This is a genomic window from Geobacter anodireducens (genome assembly GCA_001628815.1).
GTDB lineage: Bacteria > Desulfobacterota > Desulfuromonadia > Geobacterales > Geobacteraceae > Geobacter > Geobacter anodireducens.
In genome coordinates this window covers 3,299,872-3,313,803 of the sequence record CP014963.1, presented here as the reverse complement: position 1 = coordinate 3,313,803, position 13,932 = coordinate 3,299,872, and the positions used below count along the sequence as shown (strand labels likewise).

The 13,932-nt window shown below is 62.7% G+C and carries 11 protein-coding genes and 1 pseudogene; 4 read left to right on the top strand and 8 right to left on the bottom strand.

Annotation, left to right across the window (positions count from 1 at the left end; genetic code table 11):
• Positions 1 to 13: 13 nt before the first annotated feature.
• The 7 genes and pseudogenes from A2G06_15245 to A2G06_15215 all read right to left on the bottom strand — a co-directional run bounded on the left by A2G06_15245 (position 14) and on the right by A2G06_15215 (position 9,424).
• Complete coding sequence (locus tag A2G06_15245; GenBank protein ID ANA41373.1) at positions 14 to 184, bottom strand: hypothetical protein; 171 nt, start codon at positions 182 to 184, stop codon at positions 14 to 16.
• Positions 185 to 187: 3 nt separating this feature from the next.
• Positions 188 to 1,642 carry a glycogen synthase gene (locus tag A2G06_15240; protein ID ANA41372.1) on the bottom strand — a complete coding sequence of 485 codons (1,455 nt, stop codon included), beginning with the start codon at positions 1,640 to 1,642 and terminating at the stop codon, positions 188 to 190.
• 4 nt (positions 1,643 to 1,646) lie between these two features.
• A complete protein-coding gene (locus A2G06_15235; protein ID ANA41371.1) occupies positions 1,647 to 2,672 on the bottom strand; it encodes a galactose-1-phosphate uridylyltransferase in 1,026 nt (341 codons plus the stop codon).
• Positions 2,673 to 2,682: 10 nt separating this feature from the next.
• Positions 2,683 to 4,876 (bottom strand): annotated as a pseudogene (locus A2G06_15230) (glycoside hydrolase).
• Positions 4,877 to 7,387, bottom strand: coding sequence for a phosphoglucomutase (locus A2G06_15225; protein ANA41370.1), 2,511 nt, complete (start codon positions 7,385 to 7,387; stop codon positions 4,877 to 4,879).
• Between the two features lie 44 nt (positions 7,388 to 7,431).
• Complete coding sequence (locus tag A2G06_15220) at positions 7,432 to 7,803, bottom strand: two-component system response regulator (protein ANA41369.1); 372 nt, start codon at positions 7,801 to 7,803, stop codon at positions 7,432 to 7,434.
• The gene (locus A2G06_15215) at positions 7,781 to 9,424 is read right to left on the bottom strand and encodes a histidine kinase (protein ID ANA41368.1); all 1,644 of its coding nucleotides are present in this window, start codon (positions 9,422 to 9,424) and stop codon (positions 7,781 to 7,783) included. The genes A2G06_15220 and A2G06_15215 overlap by 23 nt, the downstream gene beginning before the upstream one ends.
• A gap of 201 nt (positions 9,425 to 9,625) precedes the next feature.
• On the opposite strand from A2G06_15215, the gene A2G06_15210 reads away from it, so the two are divergent.
• Positions 9,626 to 10,573 carry a hypothetical protein gene (locus A2G06_15210; GenBank protein ANA41367.1) on the top strand — a complete coding sequence of 316 codons (948 nt, stop codon included), beginning with the start codon at positions 9,626 to 9,628 and terminating at the stop codon, positions 10,571 to 10,573.
• Positions 10,574 to 10,601: 28 nt separating this feature from the next.
• On the opposite strand, the gene A2G06_15205 is transcribed toward A2G06_15210, so the two are convergent.
• Complete coding sequence (locus A2G06_15205) at positions 10,602 to 12,029, bottom strand: poly(A) polymerase (protein ANA41366.1); 1,428 nt, start codon at positions 12,027 to 12,029, stop codon at positions 10,602 to 10,604.
• Between the two features lie 35 nt (positions 12,030 to 12,064).
• Here A2G06_15205 and A2G06_15200 point away from each other — a divergent pair, with 35 nt between their 5' ends.
• The 3 genes from A2G06_15200 (at position 12,065) to A2G06_15190 (ending at position 13,921) form a co-directional block, all read left to right on the top strand.
• A complete protein-coding gene (locus A2G06_15200; GenBank protein ID ANA41709.1) occupies positions 12,065 to 12,421 on the top strand; it encodes a hypothetical protein in 357 nt (118 codons plus the stop codon).
• A gap of 43 nt (positions 12,422 to 12,464) precedes the next feature.
• Positions 12,465 to 13,208 carry a 4Fe-4S ferredoxin gene (locus tag A2G06_15195; protein ANA41365.1) on the top strand — a complete coding sequence of 248 codons (744 nt, stop codon included), beginning with the start codon at positions 12,465 to 12,467 and terminating at the stop codon, positions 13,206 to 13,208.
• 107 nt (positions 13,209 to 13,315) lie between these two features.
• Positions 13,316 to 13,921, top strand: coding sequence for a thioredoxin peroxidase (locus tag A2G06_15190; GenBank protein ANA41364.1), 606 nt, complete (start codon positions 13,316 to 13,318; stop codon positions 13,919 to 13,921).
• The last annotated feature ends 11 nt before the right edge of the window (positions 13,922 to 13,932 follow it).

The window sequence follows — 13,932 nt, the reverse complement described above, 5'->3', positions numbered from 1 at the left end:
GGCGGGCATGGGGCTACAACTCCTCGAACTCCCCCTCCGCCTCTTCCCCGTGCGGTTCCACCGCCTCGTCGCCGTCAGCCTCGAAGTCATCGTCCATGATCCGGTCGAGAAATTGCCGGTTGGTGTCGATGATCTTCCGAATCTCCCGGCTCAATGATTCAAGATCGTCTTTCCCGTCTCCCATCCGCTACCCCCGTCTTGTGTCCACCGCCATTCGGTACAGCGTCTCATAGCGGCCTGCCGCAGTATGCCACGAAACATCTCTGTGCATGCCCCTGCGCATGATCCTGCGCCATGACTCCCGGTCCCGGTAGCAGGCCAGGGCCCGTTCGAGGGCTTCCCAGCAGGCATCGGCTGAAAAATCCTCGAAGGTGAAGCCGGTCCCCTCGCGGGGATGGCGCGTGACGTCGATGACCGTATCCCGGAGTCCCCCCGTGTGCCGGACAACCGGAACCGTGCCGTAGCGCATGGCAATGAGCTGGCTCAGGCCGCACGGTTCGAAACGCGACGGCATGAGGAACAGGTCGCTGCCCGCATAGATCTTCGGTGCCAGTGGATCATTGAATCCCAGGTTGATGGAGATGTTGGCCGCGCCTTTCCGGCGGAAGGCGTCCAGGCGTTCCAGGTAGCAGGCATTGCCGGTGCCGAGGAGCACGAGTTGAAGTTCGCTCTCGGCCAGGCGGGGCAGCAGCTCCAGCACCAGGTCGATCCCCTTCTGCTCCGCGAGCCGGCTGACCATGCCGATGAGCGGCACCGACGGCGCTGCCGGCATGCCCAATTCCCGCTGGAGTTCAAGTTTGTCCGCGGCCTTTCCGGCCAGGGCCCGGGCCGAGTAGTTGCGGAAAATGCGCTTATCGGCGGCCGGATTCCATTCGTCGGTGTCGATGCCGTTCACGATACCGAACAGGTCGTTACCGCGCCGGGCCAGCACCCCCTCCAGGCCGCACCCCTGCGCGGGGGTCATGATCTCCCGGCAATAGGTTTCGGACACGGTGGTGATGAGATCCGCCGTGAGGATGGCTCCCTTCAGGAGATTGAGCTGGCCGTAGTATTCGAGCCACTCGGTGGTGAACAGGGCGGGTGACAGGCCCGTTTCGGCGATGGCCGGGGCGGGAAACAATCCCTGGTAGGCTAGATTGTGAATGGTGAAAACCGTTGCCGTGCGGGCGAAAAACGGGTCGTCTGCCGCTTCGAGGCGCAGAATGATGGGGATCAGGGCGGTTTGCCAGTCGTGGCAGTGGATCACGTCGGGGCGAAAGTCCATCCGCTTGAGAAACTGCAGGACGCTGCGGCAGAAAAAAGCGAACCGGCGCGGGTTGTCCGGATAGTCTCCTTCGGGTGTGCCGTAGAGATAGTCGCGGGAAAAGAATTCCCGGTTCTCCACCAGATAGACCGGCACATTTCCCATGGCGGCCTGGCGCAGTAATCCCTTGTGCGTTTCGCCGTTGAGGGTGACTTCGGTGCTTTTACGCGCCTTGCGCACCCCGGGCTCCGTCTGGGCTGCGCACCGGTGGAAGGGCATGATGACCCGCACGTCGTGTCCCATCCGGCGCAAGGCCGCGGGCAGGGCTGCAGTCACCTCGGCCAGTCCGCCGGTCCGGGCAAAGGGGGCCACCTCGGATGCAACCATGAGGATTTTCATCGTCTCATGACCCCGCTTCCCTGAGGAATGTCGCGGCGTCTTCCGGAGACGTCGGATTGATGTGGAACCCGGTTCCCCACTCGAATCCGGCGATCTGGGTCAGCCTCGGCACCAACTCGATGTGCCAGTGGTAATCATATTCGATGGAGCTCCAGTAGCCGGGCTTGCCGAGGCGCGGGTGGCGCGGCGGGGCCGTGTGGAGGATGAAATTGTAGGGCGGATCGCGCAGGATGCTCCGCAGGCGGGTGAGCATATCCTTGAGCGCCACGGCCAGTTCCGTCAGTTCCGCGTCGGGCAGCAGGGCGAAATCAAAGGCGTGGCGCTTGGGATAGAGCCGCACTTCGAAGGGGAAGCAGGCCGCATAAGGGGTCATGATGACGTAGTTGGCGAACTCCCGGACGATGCGCTCGCCGCTCTTCAGTTCGAAGTCGATCAAGTCGCAGATGAGACAACGCTCCTTGGCGGAGAAGTAGTCTTTGCAGACGCGCAGTTCGGTTGCCGCCACCGGAGGGATGAGGGGGACGGCGATGAGCTGGCTGTGGGAGTGGGACAGGGTGGCGCCGGCCTTGGTGCCGTGGTTTTTGAAGAGGACCATGTAGCGGAAGCGGGTGTCGCGGCGCAGATCCAGAAACCGGGCTCGCCATGCCCTGAGGACCTCAGTGATCTCTGCCGGCGAAAGCTCGGCCATGTCTCGGTCGTGATCGGGGGTTTCGATGATTATCTCATGGGCGCCGATGCCGTTCAGGACGTCATAGGGGCCGAATCCCCGGCTGTTGAGGTCGCCCTCGATGCGCAGGGCAGGGTATTTGTTGGGGATTACCCGCACCATCCAGCCGGGGGAGTTGGCAGCGCCCGTGTCGCGCACAGCGTATATCTCCGGCGGAGTCTTCTCTTCCAGCCCGTAGCAGAAGGGGCAGCAGGCTGCATCCGTGGCTTTGTGCTCCACCATGAAGTCCCGGGGCCGGCGTCCCCGTTCGGTGGCTATGATTACCCAGTGCTGCTTCAGGGGGTCCCATCTCAGTTCGGACATTGGTCCTCCGCTAAATCATCCAGTTGTCGATTTCCAGTTCAGGCCCGGCATAGGCCAGGAGCAACGGCGCGTCGGCGGGCCAGCGGCCGAACTCCTCGCCTCCGCGGGTGAGGGTAACGGAGGCAAAGAGCTTTCCCCGGGGCTCCAATCCCAGGGGAGCCAGCGGGATCGCCACTTCGCAGATACGGTCGATGCCCCAGGTCCCCCGGGAGCCGGTCGCATGCCAGGTGCCGTCACCGCGGCGCAGGAGCGGCCCGTCCGTCGCGGCCGGGGTGATGTCGAGGCGGAATTCACCGCCCGAGACCACGTTCAGATGGAGTTCGTCGTCCACCTGCAGCAGTTCCGCCAGCCGGGCCGGGCTGTCGAGCCGGAAGTAGAGGTTCTTCCGGTCGAATCCGTAAAAGAACGACTGGAACAGGCTTTCTGCCGCGTGCATGGCGGATGACTGCTTGGAGAGATCGAACAGCCCGGCGGCGAGCCATTCAAAGTAGTCATCCACCAGGCCGTTCACCTGGGGCGTGATGAGGGCCGCAGGCTCGCGCACCAGCCGGCGGGGGTGGTCTTCTTGATGGGCTCGAAAAGCTCCCGGGGGACGTCGAGGCCCAGCAGCCGGTAGACGTTCATGAGGTGCTTGCGGAAGAGGCGGTCGAAGCGGTCGCTGTGGACGGAGAAGTGATCGTCGCCGTACCACCAGAACCAGTCGCTTCCTTCGGCGGCGTAGAGGGAGGTGCAGACCAGGCGCGCATTGTCGTCGATGCCCGCCGTCTCGCCGCGGCCATCCCCCACTGCCAGGCGTTCGGCCACGGCGGGGCTCGAGGTGACCGCCGCCTCCCGGGCCCGCTCCAGATAATCCCATGCCTGGTTCTCTTCCGGGTGTCCCACCCAGATGCCGTAGTCGGCATTGATCCAGGAGCCGGGATGGATTCGCTCGATGACCCGCCGTTCGGGCCCCCGGTCCAGCGCTTCGGAGCAGGTGAGCAGTTCGAACCCGTCCGTGGAGGCGATGGTTCCGTACAGGTGCCGCAGGAAGCCGTAGCCGTTTTCCGGGTAATACTCCCAGGCGTTTTCGCCGTCGAGGATGACCGGCACCACGCGCGCGTCGGGGGTCTGCTCCCGTATCGCCCGGAGCCTGCCCATGAAGTCCTCCACTGCCCGCGAGGCTCCCACGAAGAGTAGGTGAACCCGATCAGGTCCGAGAGCTGGTGGTCCCGGAAGAACATCTTCAGTTCCCGGGCGCCCTGCTGGAAGGTGTAGGGATGGTAGAGGCGTCCCTTGCCGGGGCCGAGGCCCGCCGGCAGGGTCCGGGCCAGGATCTCCTCATCGGTGGCGACCCATTTGATGCCGCAGCCGGCAATGATGGAGAGGGCCTCGTCGCTCACCGACCCTTCCGACGGCCACATGCCGGCCGGGGTAAAGCCGAATATTTCTCGAAAGCGCGCAATCCCCTGCGCCACCTGGCTGCGGGCATCCTCGGGGTGGCGGAAGCGGGCTGCGGGGAGGTTTGCCCGGGGCATGGCGGCAAGGGCGCTCTTCATGTCGCAGAGCAGGGGCAGAATGGGATGATAGTAGGGCGAGACGGCCAGCTCCGCCTTTCCCTCGTCATGTATTTTACGGTAGAGGGGGATGATCTCCCTGAGGATGTCGGCATGGCGGGCCAGGAGCGTTTCCTTGTCGCCGGGAGTGAAGTTCCTCCCCTTCCGGAGCAGTTCATCTATCTCGGGATAACGGCGTCGGGCCGCCTCGCCGGTCCAGGCCAGGAGAAACCAGACCTGGAGATCGAGGATGTCCCTGTCGCTGAACTGGCGGTGCCGGGCGCTGCCCCTGGTGCCGTCGCCGGCCCGGTAGAGAAGCTCCAGGTAGCGCTTGTGGGGCTCGATGAACCGTTGCCGGTTGGCCGAGAAAAAGTTTTCCAGAACGAAGCGGCGGTCCTCTTCATCCATGTCCGCGGGGCTCATGCGCGCCCGCAGGAGCCAGGGATCGACCGCCTCTCCCGAGGCGTAGTCCAGGAGCTGGTCCAGCAGCGACGGCACCAGGTTGAAGACCGCTTTCGCGCCGGGGGTGGCGTCCACGATGGCCGCCATGTCGTAATAGTCTTTCACCGCATGGAGATAGGTCCAGGGGAGGGCGTACTCGCCCTTCACCGGGTCCTTGTAGTAGGGCTGGTGCATGTGCCAGAGAAAGACGATGCGCAGCGGCTCCGTCATTTATGACAGCTCCTTCTTCCACTGCTCCACTTTTTTCTGGTACTCGGTCAGCAGTTTCTGGGCGGCCTTGGGGTCCCGGGCCTCGGCCACGATGTGGACGTGGGGCTGGTACTGGTCGGGGAGGACCAGGGCCCAGTCCTCGCCGAAATGGACCTTGATCCCGTCGATGAAGCTTGCCTCCTTGTCGAGGCTGTCCTCGCTCATCTTGCGCATGATCCCCCCCTTCATGTCCCAGACGCAGGGAACCCGGGTCTGGAGAAAGGCCCGGCGGGGGATTCCTGCGGCAGTTGCCGAGATGGACGCTCCGCTGCGGGCCGCCATTTCGATGGCTTTGGCAATGGCGAACATGCCGTCGAAGGCGGCCTGGAACCGGGGGAAGGCAAAGCGGCCGTCCATGGACCCGGTCAGCACGACCTCCGAGGAGAGGGCCGCCTCGATCATGGAGCGATCGGCGCTCTTGGTGCGGGTAACGGCGCAGCCCCGTTCCTGGGCCATCCGCTCGATGGCCGAGGGCGCCGAAACCGGTATGGCGAACACCCCTTTCTCGCCGGCCTTCAGGGCAAGGCCGACCATCAGCAGCAGGATGTCGGCCTCCCCGTGGACCGTCCCGGTTTCGTCGACCATGATGATCCCCTCCACGGTGGGGTCGAGCCAGAAGCCGGCGTTCGCCTCCAGGGTGGCGACGATCTTGGAGAGTTGCGAAAGGCTCTGGTCCCGATCCGACAGGGCCTTGACCCCCCGCTCTTCGTCCACGTATGCGTTGAGGCTGATCACCTCGCACCCCATTTGGGTCAGGATGCCGGGGAGAAGTTGGCTGGCCGGCGAGTGGTTGAAGTCGATGACCACTTTGAACGCTTTTTTCTGGAGCGGCGTCTTGCCGATGGCGTTCAGAAACCCTTCGCGATAGAAATCCATCACCTGCTGGGGGATCTCCGTGAGCGCCCCCGGCTCCGTGTGGTGGGCCCGCCGGAAGTTCTCCTTGAAGAAGATCCGTTCCACGTTCTTGCCCATGGAGCTGGAGAAGTCGAGGCCGTCGCCATCCAGGAAGATGATCTCGGTGGAGGCGGGGTCGTCCAGGGCCTGGCGGAACTGGATGCCGCCCACCTCCCCGAAGGAGCGGAGCTTGTAGCGCAGCACGGGCATCGGGACCATGGTCAGGTCGCGGACGTTTACCCCGGAGGAGAGAAGGCCGCCGATGAAGCTCCGCTTGAGCATCCGGCAGGAGCGGTAGGCGTCGCGGCCGGAAAGCACGAAGCTCCCCTTGGGAAGGGTCGTGCCGTAGGCGCAGCCCAGCTTGGCCACGAACTCGGGGGTGAGTTCCATATTGGTTAGCCCCTTGATGAGGGCTCCCTCGAACAGGGCTTTTTTCCACTTCTCGCCCCAGATCAGGTTGCCGGTGACGGTGGCCCCCGCCTCGATCACCTTGCGCGGCCAGATCTTCACGTCGCGCTTGATGTAGGACTCTTCGCCGATGGAGGTGTCGTCGGCCACGATGACCCCCTCCTCCATCACCACCCCGTGACCCACGCGGACGTTGCCGCAGAGGACGCTGTCGTTCAGCTTTGCCCCCCGCTTGACGTAGACATTGTCCCAGATCACGCAGCGGGAGAGCCGCACCCCCGCCTCGATGGTGCAGTTGCGCCCGATGACCGTGTCCTTGATGTGGGCGCTCTCGAATACCTGGGAGTTGTCGCCGATGACCACCGTCCCCTCAAGAGTCACGTGCTCGTCCAGGTTCACGTCGGAGCCGAGCCGCAGGTCCTTGCCCACCAGATCCTGCTTCGGCTCGTCGATCCTCACGTTCACCTTTCCCTTGAAGATGTCGTGGTGGGCCTCACGGTAGGAGTCGGTATTGCCGATATCCCGCCAGTACCCCTTGGCGGTGTAGCCGAACAGGGGCTGCTGCTTCTCCAGCAGCTTCGGAAAGAGGTCCTGGGAGAAGTCGTAGTTTTCCTCGGCCGGGATGTGGGAGAATATCTCCGGCTCCAGGACGTAGATGCCGGTGTTGATGGTGTCGGATATCACCTCGCCCCAGCCGGGTTTCTCCAGGAACTGGGAGATCCGCTTTTCCTTGTCGGTAACGACCACGCCGAACTGGAGCGGATCCTTCACCGAGGTGAGGGTGATGGTGGCCAGGGCCTTTTTTTCATCATGGAAGTCGATGACTTTCTGGAGGTTGAAGTCGGTGAGGAGGTCGCCGCTGATGACGATGAACCGCTCGTCCAGGTATTTCTCGGCGCACTTGACGGCTCCGGCGGTTCCCATGTCCTGGAGCGGGGTTACGTAGGTGATCCTGACGCCGAAATCGGTGCCGTCGCGGAAAAAGTTCTTGATGACCGCCGGCTGATGGTACAGGAGCATGACCAGGTCGGTGATCTCGTACTTTTTGAGCAACTCCACGATGTGAAGCATGATCGGGCGGTTGAGAAGGGGGATCATCGGTTTTGGAATGCTGCTCGTCAGGGGCTGGATGCGGGTACCGAACCCGCCGGCCATGATCACGGCTTTCATAGGATGCTCCTTTGCATGGGAATTGAATGGCAGAAGTGCGAGAGTTATTCCTTGCCCGGCTTCCTCTTGGCCAGGACCCGCTTGACCTCTTCCTTCAGCTCGGTCAGGTCGCTGGATTTGACCACATAGCCGTCGGCGAGCCAGGCGGAGAAATCGTCCTTGAAGAAAGAGAACGCGGTGCAGAGGACCACCGGCAGGTTGTGCCGCTCCTTGACCACCTTCTGGAGCAGGTCGAGCCCGCTCTCGTTCTTCAGCTTGATGTCCAGCACGATCAGGTCGAACTCGTGTTCCCTGATCTTGTCCACCGCTTCGGCTGTCGTGGCGGCGGTCACCACTTCATGCCCCCCTTCGGCCAGCTCCTGGGAATAGAGCAGCCGGATGCTGCTTTCGTCGTCAACCACCAACAGTCGTGCCATGGGGTTCCTCCTCCCTGTTTACGGGTAGTTTGAGCAGATAGCGAGCCCCTCCCTCGGGAGGGGTTTCAATGATGAGGATGTTGCCGTGTTTCTCCATGATAGTTTTGCAGACTTCCGGGCCAAGACCTCCTCCCAGCTCCCGGGGCGGGGCAAAGGAAGAAGATGCGTCCATCCCGCTCGCAGAGGCGGGCCGGCCCGTGTCCCGCACCTCGACCACGATCCACTCGCCTTCCAGCCTGGTTTCGATGACTATCTCGCCACCGTCGGGCATCCGGTCCATGCCGGAGGTCAGGATTGAGCGGAGGCAGAAGGAAACCTGCTTGTAATCGATGCGGGCGGCCGGCAGCTCGGCATCCAGGCGGAGCCGGCAGGCAATCCGGCGTTCCTGGAGGCGGCTGTCCAGCTCCCGGCATCCGGTGCTTACCAGCTGGTTCACGTCCCATGAATCGAGGGTGGGGTAGAGGGAATCCGAGTAGCTGAGCACCTCGTCCAGCACCTCGTCCAACTGCCGGGCCTCGCGGACGATGGATTCCAGGTACTGGCGCCGTGGATCTCCCTCGTCGGTTCCCTTGAGGAGCGTGCGGGCGAAACCGCCGATGATCATGAGGGGATTGCGGATGGAGTGGGCGATGCTCGACGTGATCTTGCCCACGAGTGCCATCCGTTCCATCCGGACTATGAGCTCCTGCTGCTCCTTGAGCTTGACGTTGGCTGCCGTCACCTTGAGCAGTTCCTCCTGGAGCCGCTCGTACAGGGAAGCCCGCTCGATGGCAAAGGCAACGGGGAAGGCAAAGGTTTCGAGGGACTGGACATCCTGGGGGGTAATCGGCTTATTGGTCACGCAGTTGTCGGAAATGATCACCCCGATCCGCCGGTTGCGCGAAACCAGCGGCGTGATGAGGAAGGTGTCGACCCCCAGGGTCTGGGTCAGGGAATAGTCGCAGCCGGGGTTGTGGAAGGCGTTCTCCACCAGGAGCGGTTTCTTCTCCCGCAGTGCACGGACCAGGATGTGATCGTGTTCAGCCAGGGGAACGGTCAGATTCTCCAGGATGTCGTGAAACTTCTGTTTCTCGCTGGTGAATTTGGTCTGGTAGAAGTTCTTCGCCATCTCCTTGAGGGTGAAGTCGTCGCGGCTGATCTCCTCCCAGATGGACCACGCCTCGCCGTAGTTCCGTGGCCCGACCCCCAGGTAGCCCCGCAGGTGCTTGCGCTCCTTGTCGGTCAGCAGCAGGAAGGCCCGATTCATGCCGAACCCCTTGCCGGCGGTGATGGCGGTCATGACCACCGACAGCACTTCATCCAGATCCACCGAGGTCTGGAGCACGAGGCTGATTTCGTGCAAGAACTTGATTTCCCGGTCCTTACTGTCCAGGAAACCGACCATGGACTGGAGCCGGCTCCGCTGTTCCTGGAGCTCCGCCACCACAAGGGGGAGCACTGCCGCCAGGGGGTGGCCCGATTCGCGCAGTGTCTTCAGGTCGTCGGCGAACAGGGGGCAATCCACGCACTTTTCGATTACCCTGCGCTGCAGGGACGAGAAGAGGATCTCTTCGCCCTCGCCGATGTTCGGGCAATCGGTCGGCTCGATAACGCTTTTGTTCCAGCAGCACTTCCACTCCACTCGGGTATCTCCCTGACTTGATTTTATCGGGGGAAGCGGCACAATTATACCAGTTGGGTCTGTATTTTCAAGGAGAATGACCGAATGGTCACGGCAGTTTATTAATGAATCATCCCTTGGTTCTCCGTTCGTTTACCCACCACATGTCTCTTCGGCATTGCGGAGTATTTCATTAATTATTTGTTAATCTGTGAGGGATTTATGACCATACCCATCAAGATCGGGGTCAGCTCCTGCCTGCTCGGAGCGAAGGTCCGCTATGACGGAGGCCACAAGCATGACCGCTACATCACCGACACCCTGGGCAGATTCTTCGAATTCGTCCCCGTATGCCCCGAGGTGGAGTGCGGCATGCCGATCCCGCGCGAGGCCATGAGGCTGGAGGCGGATGGGGGAGTGGTTCGGCTCGTCACCACCGTGACCAGGGTGGACAAGACGGAACAGATGCTCGATTTCTGCCGCACAAAGGTGGTTGAGCTGGAGAAAGAAGACCTGTGCGGCTTCATCTTCAAGAAGAATTCCCCCAGTTCCGGCCTGTTCAAGGTAACGCTCTATCGCCGGGGGATGCCGGCCAAGGCAGGGCGGGGCCTCTTCGCTGACGCTGTCACGAAGCATTTCCCCCTGCTGCCCGTGGAAGAGGAGGGGCGGCTCCACGATATGGACCTGCGGGAAAACTTCGTTGAGCGGGTCTTCGCCTTTCGCCGGTGGAAGGATCTGCTGGGGGGAGGGAAGTCTCTGGGGCGTCTCGTGGCGTTCCATTCCGACCACAAGCTCCTGGTCATGGCCCATAGCCCGGAAATCTACCGGGAGATGGGAGCTCTCGTGGCCCACGGCAGGGAGCTGGGATGCGACGATCTGTTCGCTTGCTATCAGGAGCTTTTCATGAAGGCGCTGTCGTTCCATGCCACGGTGCGCAAGAACACCAACGTGCTCCAGCACATCGCCGGCTATTTCAAAAAACATCTGACGCGGGAGGAAAAGTCCGAACTCCAGGAGATCATCGGGGAGTACCACCGGCGCCTGGTGCCCCTCATCGTGCCGGTGACGCTGCTGAGGCACTACGTGAAAAAATACGGTCAGGAGTATCTGTTGAAGCAGGTCTACCTCAGTCCCGCTCCCCTGGAACTGATGCTGCGCAATCATGTGTAGACGGCTGCCGACTGAGGCTCTTGCAAAACTACGGCGGTGCCGCCTTCCTGGAGCTGTGCCGCCGGCGACGCCGGCGCGGTTTCTTTGTCTCGCCTCCCGTTGCGGACGGTTCCACGGGAGGCATGACGCTGTCGCGGGCGTAGCGCTCCCACCACGCGAGCACCGTCCCGTCTTCGCCGTTCACGGTGCAGCGGCAGCGGAGGTAGGCCATGGCCTCGGCAAAGCTGGCCCGGGCCAGGACCGCCTGGGGGCGCTTGCCGGGAATCCTGCGCAGCCGCTGCTGGAGGGCGAGGATCTCCCGCACGGCAAGCCCGATCCGGTGCGGCACTGCCACCAGCGGCGCCTGCTCCCCCAGAAAGGCCGCCACTGCGGCACTCACCGCGTCCAGGGGGGAAGCCCCCTGGCCCATGAAGCGTTCGGACCGTTCTTCCAGGTACCCGCCAAAGAGGAGCGCGAGGAGGAGCGGCGGCGATACCGGCTCGCCGCTGCCCACCTGTGAGTCCACCCATTCAAGGGCGCTGCCGGTCCGGGCATGGGGGAACCCGTCGGTTTCCTCGCCGAGCCACGCGTCGAAGCCGGGGAAGAGGTGCCTGAAGAGGCCGGTCTGCCGCAAGAGCTGGTAGGCCCGCTCACCTTCCCCGGACAGGAAGAGCTTGAGCATCTCCTCGTAGAGCCGGGGCGCCGTGGCCCGGGTGATTGCCGGTGCCAGATCGAGCATCGCCTGCCAGGTCTCCTCCTCCACGGTGAACCCGAGCAGGGCGGCGAACCGGACCGCCCGGAGCATCCGGACCGGGTCCTCGGTGAAGCGGACCCGCGGGTCGCCGATGGTGCGGATCATTCCCCGCTTCAGATCTTCCATTCCTCCCGCATAGTCGATGATCGAGAAGTCGGCGATGCTGTAGGCCAGGGCATTGACGGTGAAGTCCCGGCGCAGGGCATCCTCGCCCGGGGTGCCGAAGACGTTGTCCCGCAGGACCATTCCCTCGTCGCTCACCAGGTGTCGGGGCGGACGGGGGCGTTCCGCTTCGTCTCCACCGCGTTGCGCAGTCTCTTCGGTAATCGGCTCCCCTTCGCCTTCTTCGGGGGGGGACAACGCGCGAAAGGTGGCCACCTCGATGATCTCGTCGGTAAAGTGGATGTGGGCGAGCCTGAAGCGGCGCCCCACCAGCCGGCAGTTGCGGAATATGCGCTTGACCCGGTTGGGCGTGGCGTCGGTTGCCACATCGAAATCCTTGGGCTCGCGCCCCAGCAGCAGATCCCGGACGCACCCCCCCACCAGGTAGGCGATGTAGCCGTTGTCCCGGAGACGGTAGAGGACCCGGAGGGCGTTGGGGCTGACGAGGGAGCGGGAGATGGGGTGGTTGGCGCGGGGAATGATGACCGGTTCGATGCTCATGGGGGATTCATAACACAGAATTCTTTGAAAAGCAAAAATGCGCCTTTTGACCTGCGTCATGACAGAAAGGCCCCCTTTGGGCTATGATGACAGCCATGGAAACGTTCACCCCCGGTCAGCAGAAGGATCTCAAGGTCCTCATCGATTTTGTCAGGGTCTACTGCCACGCCAGCCACGATCCTGCCGCGCGGGAGCCCTTCGCGGTTCCGCCTGAGCTTGAGGGGCGTTACCGCAAAGGGGTCAGTCTCTGCCCGGCCTGCGCCGCGCTTCTTTCCCACGGCATTGCCAAACGGCGAAAATGCCCGCTGGACCCCAAACCGTCGTGCAAGCATTGCCGCATCCACTGCTACAGCACGGAATACCGGACAAAAATCCGCGAAGTGATGGCCTTTTCTGGGCGGCGGATGATCATGCGGGGCCGGCTCGATTACCTTTGGCACTATTTCTTTTGAGTGCGGCCATATTAGATAACGACAAGACGAAAGGGTGAGAACGATGATCAGAAAGATCGTGGAGATTGACCAGGAAAAGTGCAACGGCTGCGGTATCTGCGTTCCGGCCTGTGCCGAGGGCGCCATCAGGATAGAAAACGGCAAGGCGGTGCTGGCTGCCGATAATCTGTGTGACGGCCTCGGCGCTTGCCTGGGCGAGTGTCCCCTGGATGCCATCCGGATCATCGAGCGGGACGCGGACGAGTTCGACGAGGCGGCGGTGGAGGCGCACCTCGGCCAGGCAGGGCATGAATCCCGTCACGCCGGTCACCAGCCCGTTCCCCTGGCCGTTTCCGGTCACGGCGGCTGTCCCGGATCACGGGCCATGGTCATTGACCGCCCGGCAGCGGAGAGCGGCCGGGATGTCCCGCGCCAGGAAAGCCGGCTCCGCCAGTGGCCCGTCCAACTGCACCTGGTGCCGACCTCCGCGCCGTACTTCCGGAACGCGGACCTGCTCATCGCCGCCGACTGCGTTCCCTTTGCCTATGCCGACTTCCACCGGGAATTCCTGGACGGCCGCGCCGTGGTGGTGGGCTGCCCCAAGCTGGATGACAATCGCTTCTATACAGAGAAGCTTACTGAACTGATCCGCGCCAATGACCTCACGAGCATCACCGTGGTCCGTATGGAAGTGCCCTGTTGCGGGGGTATCGTCATGGCGGTCCGCCAGGCCCTGGCCGCATCGGGCAAGGATATTCCCCTGCGCGAGGTGACCGTGGGCATCAATGGTGAGTTGAAGGAGGTGTAGCGGACAAAGAGGATTGTTTTTATCTTTTTTGATTGACAAGCCCCGGTGGGGCTGGTATGAGTTTTCCTTGTCTGCAACATCATTTCAAAGAAAGGAGAAACGATACCATGTGCATGTGTACGCTTGTTACCAAGGAGGCCCCCGACTTCACCGCCGATGCGGTTATGCCCGACAACACCTTCGGTACTGTCAAGCTGTCGAGCTACCGCGGAAAATATGTGGTTCTCTTTTTCTATCCCCTTGATTTCACCTTTGTCTGCCCGTCCGAGATCCTTGCCTTCAATAAGAAGCTGGATCAGTTCAAGGCCAAGAACTGCGAGGTGATCGGGGTTTCCGTCGATTCCAAGTTCACCCACATGGCGTGGAAGAACACGCCGGTAGAGAACGGCGGTATCGGCGACATCCAGTATCCGCTGGTGGCCGACCTCAAGAAGGAGATCGCCACCCAGTACGGCGTTCTCTTCGAGGCGGCCGGGGTTGCCCTGCGCGGCCTGTTCCTCATCGACACCAAGGGAGTTGTCCGTCACGCCGTGATCAACGACCTGCCCCTCGGCCGCAGCGTTGACGAGGCCCTCCGCATGGTCGATGCGCTCCAGTTCGTGGAAACCCACGGTGACCAGGTCTGTCCGGCCAACTGGAAGGAAGGGGACGAGGCCATGAAGCCGACCGCCTCCGGCGTGGCCGAGTACCTGGCAAAGCACGCCGCGGAATAACCTCCGGTGCA